17 protein-coding genes and 4 tRNA genes are annotated in these 20,179 nt (G+C 64.2%); all 21 read right to left on the minus strand.

All coding sequences use genetic code 11. The annotated features are described in order from the left end of the window. Positions 1–34 precede the first annotated feature (34 nt). The 21 genes from QTH90_RS27725 to QTH90_RS27825 all read right to left on the minus strand — a co-directional run bounded on the left by QTH90_RS27725 (position 35) and on the right by QTH90_RS27825 (position 20,113). The gene (locus QTH90_RS27725) at positions 35–616 is read right to left on the minus strand and encodes a lema family protein (protein ID WP_353506642.1); all 582 of its coding nucleotides are present in this window, start codon (positions 614–616) and stop codon (positions 35–37) included. A 94-nt stretch (positions 617–710) separates the two neighbouring features. Continuing rightward, entirely contained in the window at positions 711–4,946 is a 4,236-nt protein-coding gene (rpoC, locus tag QTH90_RS27730) for a DNA-directed RNA polymerase subunit beta' (protein ID WP_286667804.1), read from the minus strand. 21 nt (positions 4,947–4,967) lie between these two features. Continuing rightward, positions 4,968–9,092: a DNA-directed RNA polymerase subunit beta gene (rpoB, locus tag QTH90_RS27735; protein WP_286667805.1), complete on the minus strand. Its 4,125-nt coding sequence runs from the start codon at positions 9,090–9,092 to the stop codon at positions 4,968–4,970. A gap of 250 nt (positions 9,093–9,342) precedes the next feature. Further along, a complete protein-coding gene (gene rplL / locus QTH90_RS27740; RefSeq protein WP_286571675.1) occupies positions 9,343–9,717 on the minus strand; it encodes a 50S ribosomal protein L7/L12 in 375 nt (124 codons plus the stop codon). 43 nt (positions 9,718–9,760) lie between these two features. Then, positions 9,761–10,291: a 50S ribosomal protein L10 gene (gene rplJ / locus QTH90_RS27745; RefSeq protein ID WP_286667806.1), complete on the minus strand. Its 531-nt coding sequence runs from the start codon at positions 10,289–10,291 to the stop codon at positions 9,761–9,763. A 281-nt stretch (positions 10,292–10,572) separates the two neighbouring features. Next, the gene (gene rplA, locus QTH90_RS27750) at positions 10,573–11,274 is read right to left on the minus strand and encodes a 50S ribosomal protein L1 (RefSeq protein ID WP_286667807.1); all 702 of its coding nucleotides are present in this window, start codon (positions 11,272–11,274) and stop codon (positions 10,573–10,575) included. Continuing rightward, positions 11,275–11,706 (minus strand): 50S ribosomal protein L11, encoded by a 432-nt coding sequence (rplK, locus tag QTH90_RS27755; RefSeq protein ID WP_028252759.1) that lies wholly within the window; start codon positions 11,704–11,706, stop codon positions 11,275–11,277. Between the two features lie 134 nt (positions 11,707–11,840). Then, positions 11,841–12,437 (minus strand): transcription termination/antitermination protein NusG, encoded by a 597-nt coding sequence (nusG, locus tag QTH90_RS27760; RefSeq protein WP_286571678.1) that lies wholly within the window; start codon positions 12,435–12,437, stop codon positions 11,841–11,843. Further along, complete coding sequence (gene secE / locus QTH90_RS27765) at positions 12,437–12,820, minus strand: preprotein translocase subunit SecE (protein ID WP_286667808.1); 384 nt, start codon at positions 12,818–12,820, stop codon at positions 12,437–12,439. Before secE ends, nusG begins: the two co-directional genes overlap by 1 nt. Positions 12,821–12,922: 102 nt before the next feature. After that, a tRNA-Trp gene (locus QTH90_RS27770) sits at positions 12,923–12,998 on the minus strand. A 14-nt stretch (positions 12,999–13,012) separates the two neighbouring features. After that, the gene (gene tuf, locus QTH90_RS27775; protein ID WP_286667809.1) at positions 13,013–14,206 is read right to left on the minus strand and encodes an elongation factor Tu; all 1,194 of its coding nucleotides are present in this window, start codon (positions 14,204–14,206) and stop codon (positions 13,013–13,015) included. A gap of 74 nt (positions 14,207–14,280) precedes the next feature. Beyond that, positions 14,281–14,355: transfer RNA gene (locus tag QTH90_RS27780), tRNA-Thr, on the minus strand. Positions 14,356–14,399: 44 nt separating this feature from the next. Then, a tRNA-Gly gene (locus QTH90_RS27785) sits at positions 14,400–14,473 on the minus strand. 121 nt (positions 14,474–14,594) lie between these two features. Then, a tRNA-Tyr gene (locus QTH90_RS27790) sits at positions 14,595–14,680 on the minus strand. 171 nt (positions 14,681–14,851) lie between these two features. Further along, entirely contained in the window at positions 14,852–15,553 is a 702-nt protein-coding gene (locus tag QTH90_RS27795) for a uracil-DNA glycosylase (RefSeq protein WP_286667810.1), read from the minus strand. Further along, positions 15,550–16,350 carry an indole-3-glycerol phosphate synthase TrpC gene (gene trpC, locus QTH90_RS27800; protein WP_286667811.1) on the minus strand — a complete coding sequence of 267 codons (801 nt, stop codon included), beginning with the start codon at positions 16,348–16,350 and terminating at the stop codon, positions 15,550–15,552. The genes QTH90_RS27795 and trpC overlap by 4 nt, the downstream gene beginning before the upstream one ends. 13 nt (positions 16,351–16,363) lie before the next feature. After that, positions 16,364–17,395: an anthranilate phosphoribosyltransferase gene (trpD, locus tag QTH90_RS27805; RefSeq protein ID WP_286667812.1), complete on the minus strand. Its 1,032-nt coding sequence runs from the start codon at positions 17,393–17,395 to the stop codon at positions 16,364–16,366. A gap of 19 nt (positions 17,396–17,414) precedes the next feature. Continuing rightward, positions 17,415–18,086 (minus strand): LysE family translocator, encoded by a 672-nt coding sequence (locus QTH90_RS27810; RefSeq protein ID WP_286667813.1) that lies wholly within the window; start codon positions 18,084–18,086, stop codon positions 17,415–17,417. Beyond that, on the minus strand, positions 18,079–19,137 hold the full coding sequence (gene ltaE / locus QTH90_RS27815) for a low-specificity L-threonine aldolase (protein ID WP_286667815.1): 1,059 nt from the start codon (positions 19,135–19,137) through the stop codon (positions 18,079–18,081). Before ltaE ends, QTH90_RS27810 begins: the two co-directional genes overlap by 8 nt. 5 nt (positions 19,138–19,142) lie before the next feature. Continuing rightward, positions 19,143–19,727 (minus strand): anthranilate synthase component II, encoded by a 585-nt coding sequence (locus QTH90_RS27820; protein WP_286667816.1) that lies wholly within the window; start codon positions 19,725–19,727, stop codon positions 19,143–19,145. Continuing rightward, the gene (locus QTH90_RS27825; protein ID WP_286667817.1) at positions 19,724–20,113 is read right to left on the minus strand and encodes a GxxExxY protein; all 390 of its coding nucleotides are present in this window, start codon (positions 20,111–20,113) and stop codon (positions 19,724–19,726) included. Before QTH90_RS27825 ends, QTH90_RS27820 begins: the two co-directional genes overlap by 4 nt. Positions 20,114–20,179: the final 66 nt, after the last annotated feature.

The raw sequence follows: 20,179 nt of genomic DNA on the forward strand, positions 1-20,179 counted from the left end.
AGCGGGAAACGCGGGGAACGCGCACGCGCCGGGTTCAGTGCAGCGGGGCCGCCGGTCGGAGCTGCATGATCCACGCCACCAGCACGGCCGGGAACTGGGTGATCGCAGCGTTGTATTGGGCGACAGCCAGATTGAACTGGCTGCGGGCGATTTCCGCCGCCGCGGACGGCTCGGGCCACGGAATGGGGGGGACGCCTTCGAACGGCTCGTCGTTGCCGTCGAGAGGGGCGGGACGCGAAAGGGTCCCATCGGCCTCGAAGCTGATCACCGCGTCGGGATGCATGCGTTGCCAGGCCGCGAGCAGGACGTGCAGGGCCGTGCCGAGCGCGGCGATGCCGGTCGGCTCGAGCGGTCGCAGGCGCGTCGTCGCCAGAAGGGTGGCAAGTTGGCCGGCCGCGGCGTTCAGCGAGGCACCCGACGCAGGCTCAGGCGAAGCGGGCGCCTCGGCCTCGCCGATGCGGGCCTGAACGAAATCGAGCTGCCGCACCAATGCCGCATCGAGGGCCGCATACGCATGCAACGCGGCCGAGCGCAGGCGCATGAGCCGGTTGTACGCGCCCACAAACCAGAAAAGTGCCAGGGCGCCGGCGATCCAGTAGGGCCAGGATTCGGGCATCGTGCTCACTCCTGTTCCAGGAAGAAAAAAGCCCCCCATCCGCAAGCGGAAGGGGGGCGCTGGATACCGGTCATTTACCGGTGATGCTAACCAGTTATTCGGTCGCTGCGCCTTCGCTGGCGTCGACCGTGGTCGGATCGTCGGTTGCGGCGCCGGAACCGGACAGCTCGGCCGCTTCCGCTTCGGCGATCGCGCGCCGCTCGGCTTCGTCCATGGCGTCCTTGACCTTGCGGGCCTGGTGGTAGGCCATGCCGGTACCTGCGGGGATCAGGCGGCCGACGATGACGTTTTCCTTCAGGCCGCGAAGCTCGTCGCGCTTGCCCATGATCGCGGCTTCGGTCAGCACGCGCGTCGTTTCCTGGAACGATGCGGCGCTGATGAAGCTGTCGGTCGAGAGCGATGCCTTCGTGATACCCAGCAGCAGGTTGGTGAACGTCGCGGGGATCTTGCCTTCGGCGCGCAGGGCGTCGTTGGTGTTGAGCATCTCGCTGCGTTCGACCTGTTCACCGGCGATGTAGTTGGTATCGCCGACGTTCTCGACCACGACACGGCGCAGCATCTGGCGAACGATCACCTCGATGTGCTTGTCGTTGATCTTCACGCCTTGCAAGCGGTACACGTCCTGCACTTCGTCCACGATGTAGCGCGCGAGTTCTTCCGAACCCAGCAGGCGCAGGATGTCCTGCGGGTCCGCCGGACCGTCGACCACGCTTTCGCCCTTGTTCACCACCTGGCCTTCGTGCACGAGGATGTTCTTTTCCTTCGGCACGAGGTCTTCCCAGACCTTGCCTTCGGGATCGGTGATCTGCAGGCGGATCTTGCCCTTGGTCTCCTTGCCGAACGACACCGTACCGGTCATTTCGGCCAGCATGCCCTTGTCCTTCGGCGAACGCGCCTCGAACAGTTCGGCCACGCGCGGCAGACCGCCGGTGATGTCGCGGGTCTTCTGGCCTTCGACCGGAATACGCGCCAGCACTTCGCCGGGGCCCACGTCCTGGCCGTCACGCACCTGGACCAGCGCGCCGATCGGGAAGCCGATGGTCACCGAGTGGTCGGTGCCGGGGATCTTCACCTCGGCGCCGGAGGCGTCGATCAGCTTCACTTGCGGACGCACGACCTTGGCAGCGCCGCGGCGCTTCGGGTCGATCACGACCAGGGTCGACAGGCCGGTGACTTCGTCCACCTGCTTGGCGACCGTGAGGCCTTCCTCGACGTTCTCGAACTTCGTCTGACCGGCGAATTCCGTGATGATCGGGCGCGTCAGCGGATCCCAGTTGGCCAGCACGTGGCCCGCCTTGATCTGCTGGTCGGCCTTGACCGTCAGCGTGGCGCCGTACGGCACCTTGTGGCGTTCGCGCTCGCGGCCGTGTTCGTCATGGATGACGATCTCGCCCGAACGTGCGATCACGACCAGCTCGTTCTTGCTGTTGGTCACGTAGCGCATCGTGGCGTTGAAGCCGATCACGCCGTTGGACTTCGCTTCGACGCTCGAGGCCACTGCCGCACGCGATGCCGCACCACCGATGTGGAAGGTACGCATCGTGAGCTGCGTGCCGGGTTCGCCGATCGACTGGGCCGCGATCACGCCGACCGCTTCGCCGTTGTTCACCAGGCCGCCGCGGCCGAGGTCGCGGCCATAGCACTTGGCGCAGATGCCGAAGCGGGTCGCGCAAGTCAGCGCCGTGCGGACCTTGACCTCGTCGACGCCTTCGGCTTCGAGGGCCTCGATCACGTCTTCGTCGAGCATGTCGCCCGCCTTCGCCAGCACTGCACGCGTTTCCGGATGCAGGACGTCCTCGGCCGCGGTACGGCCCAGGATACGCTCGCGCAGCGATTCGATCACTTCACCGCCTTCGACGATCGCGCGCATCGCTGCGCCGTCGTGGGTGCCGCAATCCTGCTCGATCACGACCAGATCCTGCGTCACGTCGACCAGACGACGCGTCAGGTAACCGGAGTTCGCGGTCTTCAGCGCCGTGTCGGCCAGACCCTTACGGGCACCGTGGGTGGAGATGAAGTACTCCAACACGTTCAGGCCTTCGCGGAAGTTCGCGGTGATGGGCGTCTCGATGATCGAGCCGTCGGGCTTGGCCATCAGGCCCCGCATGCCGGCGACCTGACGGATCTGCGCGGCGGAACCGCGAGCACCCGAGTCGGCCATCATGTAGATCGAGTTGAACGACTCCTGCTCGACTTCCTTGCCGTGGCGATCGGTGGCCTTCTCCTTGGAGAGCTTGGCCATCATGACCTTCGACACTTCGTCGCCGGCCTTGCCCCAGATGTCGACCACCTTGTTGTAGCGCTCGCCGGAGGTGACCAGACCCGAGACGTACTGCTGCTCGATCTCTTTCACTTCCTTGGCGGAACGGTCGATGATGCCGTGCTTCTCGGCCGGCACCAGCATGTCGTCGATGGCGATCGAGATACCGGCCTTGGTCGCCAGGCGGAAGCCGTTCTGCAACAGCTTGTCGGCGAACACGACGGTCTCTTTCAGGCCGCACTTGCGGAACGAGACGTTGATGAGCTTGGAGATCTCCTTCTTCTTCAGCGCCTTGTTGATGTTCGCGAAAGGCAGGCCCTTCGGCAGGATCTCGGACAGCAGCGCACGGCCCACGGTCGTGTCCACCAGCGAGGTCGACGGCGTGAACACGCCGGTTTCCTTGTCCTTGGTGTACTCGGTGATGCGCACGGCGATCTTGGCGGTGAGTTCGACCACGTTGGCGTCGAGCGCGCGCTGGACTTCACCGATGTCGGAGAAGACCAGGCCCTCGCCCTTGGCGTTGATGCGGTCGCGGGTCGTGTAGTACAGACCCAGCACCACGTCCTGCGAAGGAACGATCGACGGTTCGCCGGAAGCCGGGAACAGCACGTTGTTGGAGGCCAGCATCAGCGTGCGGGCTTCCATCTGCGCTTCCACCGACAGCGGCACGTGGACGGCCATCTGGTCGCCGTCGAAGTCGGCGTTGAAGGCCGCGCAAACCAGCGGGTGCAGCTGGATCGCCTTGCCTTCGATCAGGATGGGTTCGAAGGCCTGGATACCCAGGCGGTGCAGCGTCGGTGCGCGGTTCAGCATCACCGGGTGTTCCTTGATGACTTCTTCAAGGATGTCCCACACCACCGGCGTACCGGATTCGACTTCCTTCTTCGCCGCCTTGATGGTGGTCGCGATGCCCATGGCTTCGAGGCGCGAGAAGATGAAGGGCTTGAACAGCTCGAGCGCCATCAGCTTCGGCAGGCCGCACTGGTGCAGCTTGAGCGTCGGGCCCACCACGATGACCGAACGGCCCGAGTAGTCGACGCGCTTGCCCAGCAGGTTCTGGCGGAAACGACCGCTCTTGCCCTTGATCATGTCGGCCAGCGACTTGAGCGCACGCTTGTTGGCGCCCGTCATGGCCTTGCCGCGACGGCCGTTGTCCAGCAGCGAGTCGACCGCTTCCTGGAGCATCCGCTTCTCGTTGCGCGCGATGATTTCCGGCGCCTTCAGTTCGAGCAGGCGGCGCAGGCGGCTGTTGCGGTTGATGACGCGGCGATACAGGTCGTTCAGGTCGGAGGTCGCGAAGCGGCCGCCGTCCAGCGGCACCAGCGGACGCAGGTCCGGCGGCAGCACGGGCAGCACTTCGAGCACCATCCAGTTGGGCTTGATGCCCGACTTGCGGAAGGCTTCCAGCACCTTCAGGCGCTTGGAGTTCTTCTTGACCTTGACTTCGGAGCCGGTCAGGTCGCCGCGCAGCTTCTCGATCTCGCTGTCGAGCTCGATGCCTTCCAGCAGGTCCTTGATGCCTTCGGCGCCCATCTTGGCGATGAACTCGTCGCCGTATTCCTTGCGCTTCGCGTCGTAGTCGTCCTCGGACATGATGCCGAACTTCTTCAGCGGGGTCATGCCGGGGTCGGTGATCACGTAGGCTTCGAAGTACAGCACGCGCTCGATGTCGCGCAGCGTCATGTCGAGCACGAGGCCCAGGCGCGACGGCAGCGACTTCAGGAACCAGATGTGGGCGCAGGGCGCGGCCAGGTCGATGTGACCCATGCGCTCGCGGCGCACCTTGGTCTGCGTGACTTCAACGCCGCACTTCTCGCAGATCACGCCGCGGTGCTTCAGGCGCTTGTACTTGCCGCACAGGCACTCGTAGTCCTTGATGGGGCCGAAGATCTTGGCGCAGAACAGGCCATCACGCTCGGGCTTGAAGGTCCGGTAGTTGATGGTTTCGGGCTTCTTCACCTCGCCGAAAGACCACGAACGGATCTTCTCGGGCGAAGCCATGCCGATGCGGATGGCATCGAAATGCTCATCGGGCGTGAATTGCTTGAACAGGTCGAGTAGCGATTTCATAAGACTCTTTCCCTTTTCAAATTAAGAACGCTCGAGCTCGATGTCGAGCCCCAGCGAACGAATTTCCTTGACCAGCACGTTGAACGATTCCGGCATGCCGGCTTCGATCGAGTGTTCGCCCTTGACGATGCTTTCGTACACCTTGGTACGGCCTTGCACGTCGTCGGACTTCACGGTCAGCATTTCCTGCAGGACGTAGGCAGCGCCGTAGGCTTCGAGCGCCCACACTTCCATTTCCCCGAAACGCTGGCCGCCGAATTGCGCCTTGCCGCCCAGCGGCTGCTGCGTGACGAGCGAGTACGGGCCGGTCGAACGGGCGTGCATCTTGTCGTCCACCAAGTGGTGCAGCTTCAAGAAGTGCATGTAGCCGACGGTGACCGGACGCTCGAACTGATCGCCGGTGCGGCCGTCGTACAGGTAGGCCTGCGTGCGGGTCTCGGTCAAGCCCTTGAGCTTGGCGATCTCGTCCGGGTAGGCGAGCTTCAGCATGCCGCGGATTTCCTCTTCCGAGGCACCGTCGAACACCGGCGTCGCGAAAGGCACGCCCTGCGACAGGTTCTGCGCCATCTCGAGCACGTCGGTGTCGCTCAGCTTGCTGAGGTCTTCCTTGCGGCCCGAGCCGTTGTACAGCTCATCCAGGAACTTGCGCAGCTCGGCCACCTTGGCCTCCGCCTGCAGCATGTCGCCGATGCGCTGGCCGACACCCTTGCCGGCCCAGCCCAGATGCACTTCGAGCACCTGGCCGACGTTCATCCGCGAAGGCACGCCCAGCGGGTTCAGGCAGATGTCGCACGGCGTGCCATCGGCCATGTGCGGCATGTCTTCGACCGGAACGATCTTGGACACCACACCCTTGTTGCCGTGACGGCCGGCCATCTTGTCGCCGGGTTGCAGGCGGCGCTTGACGGCCAGGTAGACCTTGACCATCTTGAGCACGCCCGCGGGCAGCTCGTCGCCTTGCGTGAGCTTCTTGCGCTTTTCCTCGAAGGCGAGGTCGAAGCTGTGGCGCGTCTGCTCGAGCGAGTTCTTGATCGACTCGAGCTGCGTCGCGACTTCGTCTTCCGCCGGACGGATGTCGAACCAGTGGAACTTCTCGATTGACGTGAGGTACGCCTTGTCGAGCTTGGTGCCCTTGGCCAGCTTGTTCGGGCCACCGTTGGCGACCTTGCCGGTCAGCAGCTTCTCGATCCGGTCGAACGCGTCGGCTTCGACGATGCGGAGCTGGTCGTTCAGGTCGAGGCGGAAGCGCTTCAGCTCGTCGTCGATGATCTGCTGGGCGCGCTTGTCGCGCGTGATGCCTTCGCGGGTGAACACCTGCACGTCGATCACGGTGCCTTGCGAGCCCTGATCCACACGCAGCGAGGTGTCCTTCACGTCCGAAGCCTTCTCGCCGAAGATCGCGCGCAGCAGCTTCTCTTCTGGCGTAAGCGTGGTTTCGCCCTTGGGCGTGACCTTGCCGACCAGCGTGTCGCCCGGCTGCACTTCGGCGCCGACGTAGATGATCCCGGATTCGTCCAGGCGGTTGAGCTGCTGCTCGGCCAGGTTCGGGATGTCGCGCGTGATTTCCTCGGCGCCCAGCTTGGTGTCGCGAGCCATCACCACCAGTTCCTCGATGTGGATCGAGGTGTAGCGGTCTTCGGCAACGACGCGTTCGCTGATCAGGATCGAGTCTTCGAAGTTGTAGCCGTTCCAGGGCATGAACGCGATCAGCATGTTCTGGCCGAGCGCGAGCTCGCCCAGGTCGGTCGATGCACCGTCGGCGACCACGTCGCCCTTGGCGATCTTGTCGCCGCGCTTGACGATCGGACGCTGATGGATGTTCGTGTTCTGGTTCGAACGCTGATACTTGATCAGGTTGTAGATGTCCACGCCGACTTCACCGGCTGCCGCTTCGGCGTCGTTCACGCGCACCACGATGCGGGTCGCGTCGACGTAGTCGACGATACCGCCGCGGGTCGCGGTCACGACGGTGCCCGAGTCGACCGCGGAGACGCGCTCGATACCGGTACCGACGAACGGCTTTTCGGGGCGCAGCACAGGCACGGCCTGACGCTGCATGTTGGCGCCCATCAACGCGCGGTTCGCATCGTCGTGCTCCAGGAACGGCACGAGCGAGGCGGCCACCGACACGATCTGTGCGGGCGACACGTCCATGTACTGCACGCGTTCGGCACCGACCAGAATCGATTCGCCGGTTTCGCGGGCCGAGACCAGGTCGCCGGTCAGCTTGCCGTCCTTGTCGAGCGCGGCGTTAGCCTGCGCGATGACGTACTTGCCTTCTTCGATGGCCGACAGGTAGTCGATGTCCATCGTGACCTTGCCGTCCACCACGCGACGGTACGGCGTCTCGATGAAGCCGTATTCGTTCAGGCGGGCGTACAGGGCCAGCGAGTTGATCAGACCGATGTTCGGGCCTTCAGGCGTTTCGATCGGGCACACGCGGCCGTAGTGGGTGACGTGCACGTCGCGCACTTCGAAGCCAGCGCGCTCGCGGGTCAGACCGCCCGGGCCGAGGGCCGAGACGCGACGCTTGTGCGTGATCTCGGACAGCGGGTTGGTCTGGTCCATGAACTGCGACAGCTGCGACGCACCGAAGAATTCCTTCAGCGCGGCCGAGATCGGCTTGCTGTTGATCAGGTCGTGCGGCATCAGCGGCTCTTGTTCCGCTTGACCCAGACGTTCCTTCACGGCCTTCTCGATACGGGCGAGGCCGGTGCGGTACTGGTTCTCGGCCAGTTCGCCGACGCAACGCACTCGGCGGTTGCCCAGGTGGTCGATGTCGTCGACTTCGCCGCGGCCATTGCGCAGGTCCACGAGGATCTTGACCACTGCCAGGATGTCCTCGTTGGTCAGCACCATCGGGCCGGTCGATTCGTCGCGGCCGACCTTGGCGTTGAACTTCATGCGGCCGACACGCGACAGGTCGTAGGTGTCGGGGTTGTAGAACAGGCGCTGGAACAGGGCCTGCACCGCGTCTTCCGTCGGCGGCTCGCCGGGGCGCATCATGCGGTAGATGGCCACGCGCGCGGCGAATTCGTCCACCGTTTCGTCGATGCGCAGCGTCTGCGAGATGTAGGCGCCCTGGTCGAGTTCGTTGGTGTAGATCGCTTGCACGTCCTGCACGCCGGCGGTGCGCAGCTTCTTCAGCAGCGCTTCCGTCAGCTCGTCGTTGGCCTTGGCCAGGATTTCGCCCGAGTCGGGGTCGACGATGTTGCGGGCGATGACGCGGCCGACCAGGAAGTCTTCCGGCACGCTGATGTGCGTGGTGCCCGATTGCTCGAGTTCACGCGTGTGGCGGGCGGTGACGCGCTTGTCCTTGGCGACCACGACCTTGCCGGACTTGTCGGTGATGTCGAAACGTGCGACTTCGCCGCGCAGGCGCTCGGAGACGAACTCCATCTGCGCGCCGCTGTCCATCAGGCGGAAGTTGTCGTTCACGAAGAAGTTCGCGAGGATCGATTCCGGATTCAGGCCGATGGCCTTCAGCAGGATCGTGACCGGCATCTTGCGGCGACGGTCGACGCGGAAGTACAGCATGTCCTTCGGGTCGAACTCGAAGTCGAGCCACGAGCCGCGGTAAGGAATCACGCGGGCCGAGAACAGCAGCTTGCCGGAGCTGTGCGTCTTGCCCTTGTCGTGTTCGAAGAACACGCCCGGCGAACGATGCAGCTGCGACACGATGACGCGCTCGGTGCCGTTGATGATGAACGAGCCCTTGTCCGTCATGAGGGGAACTTCGCCCATGTAGACCTCTTGTTCCTTCACTTCCTTGACCACCTTCGACTGCGAGGTCGACGACTCGCGGTCATAGATGATCAGCTGGACCTTGGCGCGAACGGCCGAGGCGAAGGTCAGGCCACGGGTCTGGCACTCGCGGACGTCGAAAGCCGGCTTCGCGAGGTTGTATTCGAGAAACTTCATCTCGACAAAACCGTTGTGCGAGACGATCGGGAACGCCGCGTCGAACGCAGCCTGCAGGCCTTCCACCGTGCGTTTCTGGGGCGGGATGCCGGCTTGCAGGAACGCGGTGTACGCGTCTTTCTGCATCTGCAGGAGGTAGGGGATTTCAACGACGCTATCGCGATTGCCGAAATTCTTTCGGATGCGCTTGCGTTCGGTATAACTGTACGTGGACGTTTGGGCCATGAGAGCTCCGGAGCTTGAGATCTTCAGCGACGTGGTGAGGTGCCTGAGCACCACTCTCCTTGGCGGCTGGCCACTACCAGCCCTGGCGGACGGCGATGCGTTGCACATCGCCCGAACCAAGGGGGTCTTCTGCAGTCGGGGTCAGAAGACACTCAAAAACCGTCTCGGATCGGCAGTTTTTGGGTGCGCTCTGAAAGCGGCAAAGGCTGGAGGGCCTTTCGGCACACTCCAGCCCTCCAGGGAGACTGAATTACTTCAGTTCCACCTTGGCGCCAGCGTCTTCCAGCTTCTTCTTGGCTGCTTCGGCGTCTGCCTTCGGCAGGCCTTCCTTGACGGCCTTGGGAGCGGCTTCCACCAGGTCCTTGGCTTCCTTGAGGCCCAGGCCGGTGATTTCGCGCACGGCCTTGATCGCCGACACCTTGTTCGCGCCTGCGTCGAGCAGAACGACGTTGAACTCGGTCTTTTCTTCGACGACAGCGGCAGCAGCGCCACCACCGGCGGCCGGAGCCGACATGGCTGCGGCGCTCACGCCGAACTTCTCTTCGATGGCTTTCACCAGGTCGTTGAGTTCCAGGACCGTCATGCTGTCGAGCGCGGTCAGAAATGCGTCTTTATCGAATGCCATTTTGATTTCCTAACAATTGGGTTGAATATTTCAAACGCAAGGCTCAAGCAGCTTGCGCTTCGGCCGGAGCTTCGGCCGGTGCTTCGCCACCACCACGCTTCTCGGCAAGCGCGGCCAGAACACGGGCCGTGCGCGAGATCGGGGATTGCATCAAGCCCAGCAGCTGTGCCAACAACACTTCCTTCGAAGGAATGCTGGCCAGTTGCTTCACGCCGTCGACGTCCAGGGCCTTGCCACCGAATGCGCCGCCGCGAATCACCAACTTGTCGTTGGTCTTCGCGAAATCGGCCACCACCTTCGCGGCAGCCACAGCGTCTTCGGAGAAGCCATAGATCAGCGGACCGGTCATCTGGTCGCCAACAATCTCAAACGGGCTACCTGCGACAGCACGGCGGGCCAGCGTGTTCTTCAACACGCTGAGGCTCACGCCCTTGCTGCGCGCATCGTTGCGCAGTTTGGTCATATCGGCCACCGTGATGCCACGGTATTCCGCCATCACGAGCGTTTGAGCTTTTGCGGCGAGGCTGGTCACATCATTGATGACCGCTTCTTTCTCACTGCGATTCAGACTCAAGGTCTACTCCTTTTAATGCGCTCTCCGGCCTGAGCCTCGGAACGCGCTTCATGCAGCGACCAACTGTTTCGGAAACGAATTCCTTTGCAGCGGGATCGCCATCTGCGCTGGTTGTCCCACGAAAGGGTGGAACGATTAAGTGCAGCCTTCACTGCACGCCAGCGGTCTTGGATGGCCCGGGGCATCGAATGAACGACGCTCCGGCCCACCACTTCGCCCCGTCGCCTTTCGGCAGCGAGGCAAATTCATCAGGGCCCCGCCACAGCGAGACCCCTCATACATCAGCCTTGCGTGGCGATGGTTTGCGTGTCCACGCGGACACCCACACCCATCGTCGACGACACAGCCACCTTGCGCAGGTACAGGCCCTTGCTGGAAGCCGGCTTGGCCTTGACCAATGCGTCGACCAGCGCGGCGAGGTTGCCCTGCAGCTTTTCGGTGTCGAACGAACGACGACCGATCGTGCCGTGCACGATGCCTGCCTTGTCGACGCGGAACTGCACCTGGCCAGCCTTCGCGTTCTTGACGGCGGTCGCGACGTCGGGCGTCACGGTGCCAACCTTGGGGTTGGGCATCAAACCGCGCGGGCCGAGGATCTGGCCGAGCGTACCGACGACGCGCATCGCGTCCGGTGCGGCGATCACGACGTCGAAGGGCATGTCGCCAGCCTTCACCATCGCTGCCAGATCGTCCATGCCGACGATGTCGGCGCCGGCGGCCTTGGCTTCCTCAGCCTTGGCGCCCTGGGCGAACACAGCCACGCGCTTGGTCTTGCCGGTGCCGTTGGGCAGCACGACAGCGCCGCGAACGACCTGGTCGGACTTCTTCGCGTCGATGCCGAGTTGCACCGCGACGTCGATGGACTCATCGAACTTGGCGGTGGCGGCTTCCTTCACGAGACCGATGGCATCAGCGAGCGCGTACAGCTTGTTGCTGTCGACCTTGCCCACGAGGGCCTTTTGCTTCTTGGTGATCTTGGCCATTTACACGCCCTCCACATTCACGCCCATGGAACGGGCAGAGCCGGCGATGGTGCGAACCGCGGCGTCCAGGTCGGCAGCCGTCAGGTCCTTCATCTTGGTCTTGGCGATCTCTTCGAGCTGTGCGCGCGTGATCTTGCCGACCTTGTCGGTGTGCGGACGGGCGGAACCCTTCTCGAGCTTGATGGCCTTCTTGATCAAGGTGATCGCCGGGGGCGTCTTGATGATGAAGGTGAAGCTCTTGTCGGCGAACGCGGTGATGACCACCGGCAGCGGCAGGCCCGGCTCGACGCCTTGGGTCTGCGCGTTGAACGCCTTGCAGAATTCCATGATGTTCAAACCGCGCTGGCCCAGTGCGGGACCGATGGGCGGTGACGGGTTGGCCTTACCAGCTGGCACTTGCAGCTTGATGAAGCCGACGATTTTTTTCGCCATGCTTTGCTCCTTGCGGGTGATATCGCCTTGGCACTCGGCCGCGGCTCCCCGGGGTTAAACGACTCTTCGATCAGAGCCGCGCGCCGAGTCGGACAACGCGCGGCCGGAAAGGTTCCGGTCTTTCGACCGGGGGCTCAGGTCTTCTCGACCTGGCTGAATTCGAGTTCGACAGGCGTTGCGCGGCCGAAGATCATGACCGACACGCGCACCTTGCTCTTCTCGTAATTGACTTCCTCGACCGTGCCGTTGAAGTCGGTGAAAGGGCCTTCCTTGACGCGCACGAATTCGCCGACGACGAACTCCACCTTGTGGCGGGGCTTCTCGGTGCCCTGCTGCATCTGGCTGACGATGTCCTCGACTTCCTTCTGGGAGATCGGGGCCGGCCGGTTCTTCGCGCCGCCGACGAAACCGGTCACCTTGTTGGTGTGCTTCACCAGGTGCCAGCTTTCGTCGTCCATGATCATCTCGACCAGAACGTAGCCGGGGAAGAAGCGGCGCTCGGTGGTGCGCTTCTGGCCGTTCTTGATCTCGACCACTTCTTCGGTCGGAACCAGGATGCGGCCGAACTTGTCCTGCATGCCGGCGCGGGCGATGCGCTCGGTGATGTTGCGCTCCACAGCCTTCTCCATGCCGGAATACGCGTGCACCACGTACCAGCGAAGATCGGGATGGGCGGGCGCGGCCAGCACGGACGTGCTTTCCGGGGTGGCTTCGACAGCGTCGTCAGTCATTATTTTCTCCAGCCCAGAATGAGGTCGAAAAACACCCATTCGAGCGTCTTGTCGGTGAGCCAAAGGAAGATCGACATGATGGCCACGAAGGCAAACACGTAAGCCGTCATCTGGATCGCTTCCTTGCGCGTGGGCCAGACAACCTTCTTGACCTCGCGCCACGAGTCGCGGCCGAAGGCCCACAACTGGCGACCACTCTCGGAACTCGCGAAGGCACCCACAGCCGCGGCCAGACCGACGAGCAAGGCAACCCACTGCACGATCGCACCCTGGCGCGACAGCAGATAGAACGCCACGATGGCGCCGACCGCCAACACGACGGCGGCGGCCAGCTTGGCCTTGTCCGCACTGGTGCTCACGGTTTCGATTTGAGAAGTGGCCATCTTGGGCTTTGTTCCTGGGGCCTTGCAGCCTTCAATTCATTACGTCGCTTGAGACGCCGAAGCCCGTCAGGACATGACGGGCTTGTTTCGGGGCCACCTAGGTGGCAGGGGCAGTAGGAATCGAACCTACAACCTTCGGTTTTGGAGACCGACGCTCTGCCAATTGAGCTATACCCCTTCGCAATCCTTGATTTAGACGTCGAGGATCTTGGCCACGACGCCCGAACCGACGGTACGGCCGCCTTCACGGATGGCGAAGCGCAGGCCTTCTTCCATCGCGATCGGGTTGATCAGCTTCACCGTGATGGACACGTTGTCGCCGGGCATGACCATTTCCTTGTCCTTGGGCAGCTCGATCGCGCCAGTGACGTCGGTCGTGCGGAAGTAGAACTGCGGACGGTAGTTGTTGAAGAACGGCGTGTGACGGCCGCCTTCGTCCTTCGACAGCACATACACCTCGGCGGTGAAGTGCGTGTGCGGCTTGATCGAGCCGGGCTTGCACAGCACTTGGCCGCGCTCGACTTCTTCGCGCTTCGTGCCGCGCAGCAGCACGCCCACGTTGTCGCCTGCCTGGCCCTGGTCCAGCAGCTTGCGGAACATTTCCACGCCGGTGCAGGTGGTCTTGACCGTCGGGCGGATACCCACGATTTCGATTTCTTCGCCGACCTTGATCACGCCGCGCTCGACCGCGCCGGTCACCACGGTGCCGCGACCCGAGATCGAGAACACGTCTTCCACGGGCATCAGGAACGCACCGTCCACCGCGCGCTCAGGCGTGGGGATGTAGGTATCCAGGGCGTCGGCCAGCTTCATGATGGCGCCTTCGCCCAGTTCGCCCTTGTCGCCTTCCAGCGCCAGCTTGGCCGAACCGTGAATGATCGGGGTGTCGTCGCCAGGGAATTCGTACTTGTCGAGGAGTTCGCGAACTTCCATTTCGACCAGTTCGAGCAGCTCCTTGTCGTCGACCATGTCGCACTTGTTCAGGAACACGATGATGTAGCCCACACCCACCTGGCGAGCCAGCAGGATGTGCTCACGGGTCTGGGGCATCGGGCCGTCAGCGGCCGAGCACACCAGGATCGCGCCGTCCATCTGAGCAGCGCCGGTGATCATGTTCTTCACATAGTCGGCGTGACCCGGGCAGTCCACGTGCGCGTAGTGGCGGTTGGCCGTTTCGTATTCGACGTGCGCGGTGTTGATCGTGATGCCGCGTGCCTTTTCTTCGGGCGCCGCATCGATCTGGTCGTAGGCCTTCGCTTCGCCGCCGAACTTGGCCGACAGCACCGTCGCAATCGCCGCCGTCAGCGTCGTCTTGCCATGGTCCACGTGACCAATCGTGCCCACGTTCACGTGCGGCTTCGTACGGGTGAATTTTCCTTTTGCCATTTTCTCGACTCCGAAAAATAACTAGATCAACACACTGACATGGGGTTGCAACCTTCCGGCTGCAACCCCAAAACTGGTGCCCATTGCGGGAATCGGACCCGCGACCTCTCCCTTACCAAGGGAGTGCTCTACCACTGAGCCAAATGGGCGACATATCTAAAAACCAACTGCGCCTAGCGCTGACGTGGACCTCTGGAGCGGGAGACGGGAATCGAACCCGCGTCATTAGCTTGGAAGGCTAGGGTTCTACCATTGAACTACTCCCGCATCGCGACACAACCAAACCGGATCAAACCTCCAGATCGGGCCGTACCGCAGCACGGTCAGAGCCTTTCGCTTTCGCCTCGGGCCCACAACATTCAAGCGCTCTGCAAAATCCATTCATCGCTGGTGGAGAGGGCTGGATTCGAACCAGCGTACTCGTAAGAGGGCAGATTTACAGTCTGCTGCCATTAACCACTCGGCCACCTCTCCAGCGAACCTCGGAATATAGCACGGTTTACCCGGGTGTGTCGATGCCACCCCCGGCAACTTGTGCCGCACCGCAGCAACTTCGCGACCTTCCCATGGGTTCAGTCGCTCAAAAGATGCGTTTTTCTCCGAGCCCAAGATTCTCGCATGAAATCAAGCACTTACTCCCCAGGCTCAGGAACGTCCGGCCTCCCGCCACGCCCGCGCCTGCCCGAAGTGGCCACAGCCGATGAATGGCACGGGCGGCCTCAGTGCGGACAGCGGCGACGGATGGTTCGACATCAGCACCTTGTGACGACTTGTATCGATCAGCGCACGCTTGCTCTGCGCATGCGCGCCCCACAGCATGAAGACGACCGCGCGTTCGCCGTTCGCCACATGGCGGATCACGGCGTCGGTCAGCACTTCCCAGCCGCGCCCGGCGTGGCTGGCCGCTTGCCCTTCCTCGACGGTCAGGCAGGTGTTGAGCAGCAGCACGCCATGGGTCGCCCACTTGACCAGACTCCCGCCCGGATCCGGAAACTTCGGCGGCGGCGTACCCAGGTCGCGCTCCAGTTCCTTGAAGATGTTGCGCAGCGACGGCGGCAGCGCCACGCCGGGCGCCACCGAAAAGGCGAGTCCCTCGGCCTGCCCGCGCCCGTGATACGGGTCCTGCCCGAGGATCACCACCCGGACGTCCTCCGGCGGCGTCAGTTCGAGTGCACGCAGTGGCTGGGGCGGAAAGATCACCGCGCCGGCGTCCAGCCTCTCTCGAAGAAAGCCTTGCAGCCTCTGGCCGACGGCACCGCCGAAGAACTCGTCCACCAGCGGCTTCCACCCGGGAGCGACGGGCCAATCGGCAGGATCGCTGCTGGCCAGTTGATCCCCCGCGCTCATCGGAACAATGCGGCGAGCGCTTCGCCCGGTTCGTCGGCGCGCATGAAGGCCTCGCCGACCAGGAAGGCATGAACGCCCGCGGCGCGCAGCTTCGCGACGTCGTCACGGGTCGTGATGCCCGATTCGGTCACGAGCAGGCGATCGGAAGGCACCTGCGCCAGCAGATCGATCGTGGTCTGTATCGACACCTCGAAGGTCCGCAGATTGCGATTGTTGACGCCGACCAGCGGCGTCTTCAGCTTCAGCGCGCGTTCGAGTTCGGCACCGTCGTGCACTTCAACCAGCACCGCCAGGCCGAGCCCTGCCGCGATCGCTTCGTATTCGCGCATCTGGCCGTCGTCTAGGCAGGCGGCGATCAGCAGGATGGCATCGGCGCCCATCGCGCGCGATTCGTAGACCTGGTAGGCATCGACGATGAAATCCTTGCGCAGCACTGGCAGGTCGCACGAGGCGCGTGCCTGCTTGAGATAGTCGACGCCGCCCTGAAAGAACTGCCTGTCGGTCAACACCGAAAGGCAGGCCGCGCTCACCGCGCCGTCGCCTTCGGCGTAGCTCTGGGCGATGTCCGCCGGAATGAACTCCGCGCGCAGCACGCCCTTGCTCGGGCTGGCCTTCTTGACCTCGGCAATGACCGCTGCGGCGCCCGCGGCGATCTTCGCGCGCAGGGCGCCGGTGAAGTCGCGCGTGAGCACGCGGCTTTCGGCATCGAAGCGCACGGCTTCGAGGGGTGCCTTCTTCTTGGCCGCCGCGATTTCCTCGCGTTTGACGGCCACGATTTTCTCGAGGATGTCCGACATGTTTCTCTTCTCCCTACGCCTGGGCAGCCGCCGTGGCGGCGATCAGTTCGGCCAGCTTGGCCTTGGCAGCGCCCGAATCGAGCGCTGCGCGCGCACGCTCGACGCCCGCTGCAATCGAATCGCACACATTGGCCGCATACAGCGCGGCACCGGCATTGAGCAGCACGATGTCCCGCGCCGGCCCGGGCCGGTTGTCGAGCACGTCCACCAGCATCGCCTTCGACTGCTCCGGCGTTTCCACGCGCAGCGTGCGATTGCTCGACATCGCGAAGCCGAAATCCTCCGGATGCAACTCGTACTCGCGCACTTCGCCGTCCTTGAGTTCGCCGACCATGGTGGCTGCGCCGAGGGAAATCTCGTCCATGCCGTCGCGCCCGTAGACGACCAGCGCATGCTCCGCGCCCAGCCGCTGCAGCGCCCGCACCTGAATCCCCACGAGGTCGGCGTGGAACACCCCCATCAGGATGTTGGGCGCGCCGGCCGGATTGGTCAGCGGCCCCAGGATGTTGAAGATGGTCTTGATGCCGAGTTCCTTGCGCACCGGTGCGACGTTCTTCATCGCCGGATGGTGGTTCGGTGCGAACATGAAGCCGATGCCCACGTCGGCGATGCACTTCGCGATCTGATCCGGCTTCAGGTTGATGTTGACGCCGAGCGATTCGAGCACGTCCGCACTGCCGGACTTGCTGCTCACGCTGCGCCCGCCATGCTTGCTGACCTTGGCGCCCGCGGCTGCGACGACGAACATCGAGCAGGTCGAGATGTTGAAGGTGTGCGAGCCGTCGCCGCCGGTGCCCACGATGTCGACGAGGTTCCGTGTGTCTGCCACCGGCACCTTGGTCGATACCTCGCGCATGACTTGCGCGGCGGCGGTGATCTCGCCGATGGTTTCCTTCTTGACGCGCAAGCCGGTGATGAGCGCCGCCATCATCACGGGCGAGCATTCGCCGCTCATGATGAGGCGCACGATGTGCAGCATCTCGTCGTGGAAGACCTCGCGGTGTTCGATGGTGCGCTGCAGCGCTTCCTGGGGGGTGATGGGCATGATGTCTGTCTCCCTTGGATCAATGGACGGGGGTCGGGGCAAGAGGATTGTCGGCAAGCGCGAGCCTGAAGCCAAAGCCGACGAAGAGCGCGCCGGCGCCGCGCTGCAGCCAGTGCATGCCGCGCTGGACGAGGCCGACACGGCGCGCCGTCCACCCGGCGAGCAGCGCCCACGCCACGTTGACGAAGATCGCGTTGAAGTTGAACAGCACGCCCAGCAGGAAGAAGGCCAGCGGCTTGTTGTCCGTGCCGGGCGCGATGAACTGCGGGACGAAGGCCAGGAAGAACAGCGCCACCTTGGGATTGAGCGCGTTGGTCCAGAAGCCGCCGAGAAAGATGCTTTTCATGCTGGCCGGGCCTGCCGCCTCGGTGCCGGCGACGGCCAGCGCCGGCTCGTCCTTCGAGGCACGCGAGAACAGCATCCGCGTGCCGACCCACAGCAGGTAGGCCGCGCCCACCCATTTAAGAACGGTGAACGCCGTCGTCGACGCCGCCATCAGCGCACTCACGCCCAGCGCCGCGGCGGTGATGTGCACGAAGCACCCTGCCGTGATGCCGAAGCCGGCAACGATCCCGGCACGGGTGCCCGAACGCAGCGAGCGGGTCACGATGTAGAGAACGTCGGGCCCCGGCGTGAGGTTCAGCAGCAGTCCCGCCGCGATGAAGAGCAGCAAGGAATGCGCATCAGGCATGGAAGAAGCTCCGGATGGCGCCGATGGCGCGGTCGATGCCGTTCGCATCGACGTCCAGATGCGTCGCGAACCGCAGCCGGTAGAGCCCCGTGGCGAGCACGCCGTTCTGCTTCAGATGCGCCAGCAGTTCGGCGGAACGCGATCGCGCCGTGCCTGCCAGGTCGACGAACAGCAGGTTCGTCTGCGGCGCCTCGACCTGCAGTTCGGCAATGCCCGCCAGCCCCTCGGCCAGCCGGCGCGCGAGCGCATGGTCCTGCGCCAGGCGCTCGACATGGTGTTCGAGCGCATGCGACGCCGCCGCAGCCAGCACGCCCGCCTGCCGCATGCCCCCGCCCGCCATCTTGCGAATGCGGTGTGCGCGCGCAATGAATTCACGCGACCCGCACAGCGCCGAACCCACCGGCGCGCCGAGGCCCTTGCTGAAGCAGACCGACACGGTGTCGAAACAGCCGGCGATGCGGCGCGCTTCGGTGCGCGCGTCGGTGCCGCGTTCCGCCGCCTGCGCCACGGCGGCGTTGAAGAGCCGCGCGCCATCGAGATGGCGGCTCAGCCCCTTGCGCTGCGCCAGTTGCGTCGCCTGCTCGACGTAGGCAAAGGGCAGCACCTTGCCGCCCAGCGTGTTCTCCAGCGCGAGCATCCGGGTGCGCGCGAAATGCGCGTCGTCCGGCTTGATGGCGGCTTCGATCTCGTCCAGCGCGAGCGTGCCGTCCGGCTGGTGATTCAGCGGCTGCGGCTGCACGCTGCCGAACACCGCCGCACCGCCGCCTTCCCAGCGGTAGCAATGCGCCATCTGGCCGACGATGTACTCGTCGCCCCGCAGGCAGTGCGCAAGGATCGCGCAAAGATTGCTCTGCGTGCCGGTGGGCACGAACAGGGCGGCCTCGAAGCCCAGCATCCCGGCGATCTGCTCCTGCAGCGCGTTGACGCTGGGGTCGTCGCCGAACACGTCGTCGCCCAAAGGGGCGGACAGCATCGCGTCGCGCATCGCGGCGGTGGGCTGGGTGACGGTGTCGCTGCGCAGGTCGACCAGGGTCGATGAAAAAGTCGTCATTCGGCTCACTCCAGGAAGTTCCGCAGCATGGCGTGGCCGTGCTCGGTGAGGATGGATTCGGGATGGAACTGCACGCCCTCGATGCGCACCGCCTGCTCGAAGCCGGTATGGCGCACCCCCATGATCTCGCCGTCGTAGGTCCACGCGGTGATGGCGAGTTCGCTCGGGCAGGTCTCGCGCTCGATCGCAAGCGAGTGATAGCGGTTGACGCTGAACTTCTCCGGCAAGCCCGCGAACACGCCTTCGCGCGTGGTCGTGATCTCGCTGGTCTTGCCGTGCATCAGTTGCTGTGCGCGAATGATCTTCCCGCCGAAGGCCGCACCGATCGCCTGGTGGCCGAGGCACACGCCGAGGATGGGCAGCCGGCCGGCGAATTCCTGGATGGCCGCGACCGAGACGCCCGCCTCGGCCGGCGAGCAGGGCCCCGGCGAGATCACGAGCCGGCCGACGCCGCCACCGATGCGCGCGCGCAGCCCTTCGAGCGTGATCTCGTCGTTGCGATGCACCTCGACGTCCGCGCCGAGTTCGCCGAAGTACTGCACCAGGTTGTAGGTGAAGCTGTCGTAGTTGTCGATCATCAGGAGCTTCATGGCTTGACTCCGATCCGGTGCACGCCCTTGACCACGGGGAACACGTTGAAGTTGATGAGCAGGCCGAGCTTGAGCCCCGAAAGCCGCACCGCCGCCTGCGCCCGCGCGCGATGCAGGTCGGTGAGCGCATCGACCGCCTTCACGTCGACGACGACCGACTGCTCCACCACGAAGTCCGCGCGGCCCACCTCGCCGAGCGAGCGGCCCTTGTAGCTGGCCGACACCGGCACGTTGCGCACGAAGCCGATCTCGCGCTCGGCCAGCTCGATCTCCAGCGCGGCGGCGTAGACCTCCTCGGCCAGGCCGATGCCGAGCACCCGCTGCACCTCGACGGCGGCGCCGATGATCTCGTGCGAAAAATCGTTGTTCTGAGTGTCCTCGTTCATAGTGCTCCCATGCTTGCCACTTCGTGTGCTGCGCTGCCCCCCGAGGGGGCGCGAGCTTGCTTGGGA

This window comes from Variovorax flavidus, from assembly GCF_030317145.1.
Taxonomy (GTDB): domain Bacteria; phylum Pseudomonadota; class Gammaproteobacteria; order Burkholderiales; family Burkholderiaceae_C; genus Variovorax; species Variovorax flavidus.

Bases quoted from the DNA above. Each gene is read 5' to 3' on its own strand.
- rplL (WP_286571675.1), bottom strand. From the start codon at position 9,717: ATGGCATTCGATAAAGACGCATTTCTGACCGCGCTCGACAGCATGACG.
- QTH90_RS27825 (WP_286667817.1), bottom strand. From the start codon at position 20,113: ATGAACGAGGACACTCAGAACAACGATTTTTCGCACGAGATCATCGGC.
- tuf (WP_286667809.1), bottom strand. From the start codon at position 14,206: ATGGCAAAAGGAAAATTCACCCGTACGAAGCCGCACGTGAACGTGGGC.
- QTH90_RS27725 (WP_353506642.1), bottom strand. From the start codon at position 616: ATGCCCGAATCCTGGCCCTACTGGATCGCCGGCGCCCTGGCACTTTTC.
- secE (WP_286667808.1), bottom strand. From the start codon at position 12,820: ATGGCCACTTCTCAAATCGAAACCGTGAGCACCAGTGCGGACAAGGCC.
- rpoC (WP_286667804.1), bottom strand. From the start codon at position 4,946: ATGAAATCGCTACTCGACCTGTTCAAGCAATTCACGCCCGATGAGCAT.
- QTH90_RS27820 (WP_286667816.1), bottom strand. From the start codon at position 19,727: ATGAAGCTCCTGATGATCGACAACTACGACAGCTTCACCTACAACCTG.
- QTH90_RS27795 (WP_286667810.1), bottom strand. From the start codon at position 15,553: ATGAGCGCGGGGGATCAACTGGCCAGCAGCGATCCTGCCGATTGGCCC.
- rplA (WP_286667807.1), bottom strand. From the start codon at position 11,274: ATGGCCAAGATCACCAAGAAGCAAAAGGCCCTCGTGGGCAAGGTCGAC.
- rplK (WP_028252759.1), bottom strand. From the start codon at position 11,706: ATGGCGAAAAAAATCGTCGGCTTCATCAAGCTGCAAGTGCCAGCTGGT.
- trpC (WP_286667811.1), bottom strand. From the start codon at position 16,350: ATGTCGGACATCCTCGAGAAAATCGTGGCCGTCAAACGCGAGGAAATC.
- QTH90_RS27810 (WP_286667813.1), bottom strand. From the start codon at position 18,086: ATGCCTGATGCGCATTCCTTGCTGCTCTTCATCGCGGCGGGACTGCTG.
- rpoB (WP_286667805.1), bottom strand. From the start codon at position 9,092: ATGGCCCAAACGTCCACGTACAGTTATACCGAACGCAAGCGCATCCGA.
- nusG (WP_286571678.1), bottom strand. From the start codon at position 12,437: ATGACTGACGACGCTGTCGAAGCCACCCCGGAAAGCACGTCCGTGCTG.
- ltaE (WP_286667815.1), bottom strand. From the start codon at position 19,137: ATGACGACTTTTTCATCGACCCTGGTCGACCTGCGCAGCGACACCGTC.
- trpD (WP_286667812.1), bottom strand. From the start codon at position 17,395: ATGCCCATCACCCCCCAGGAAGCGCTGCAGCGCACCATCGAACACCGC.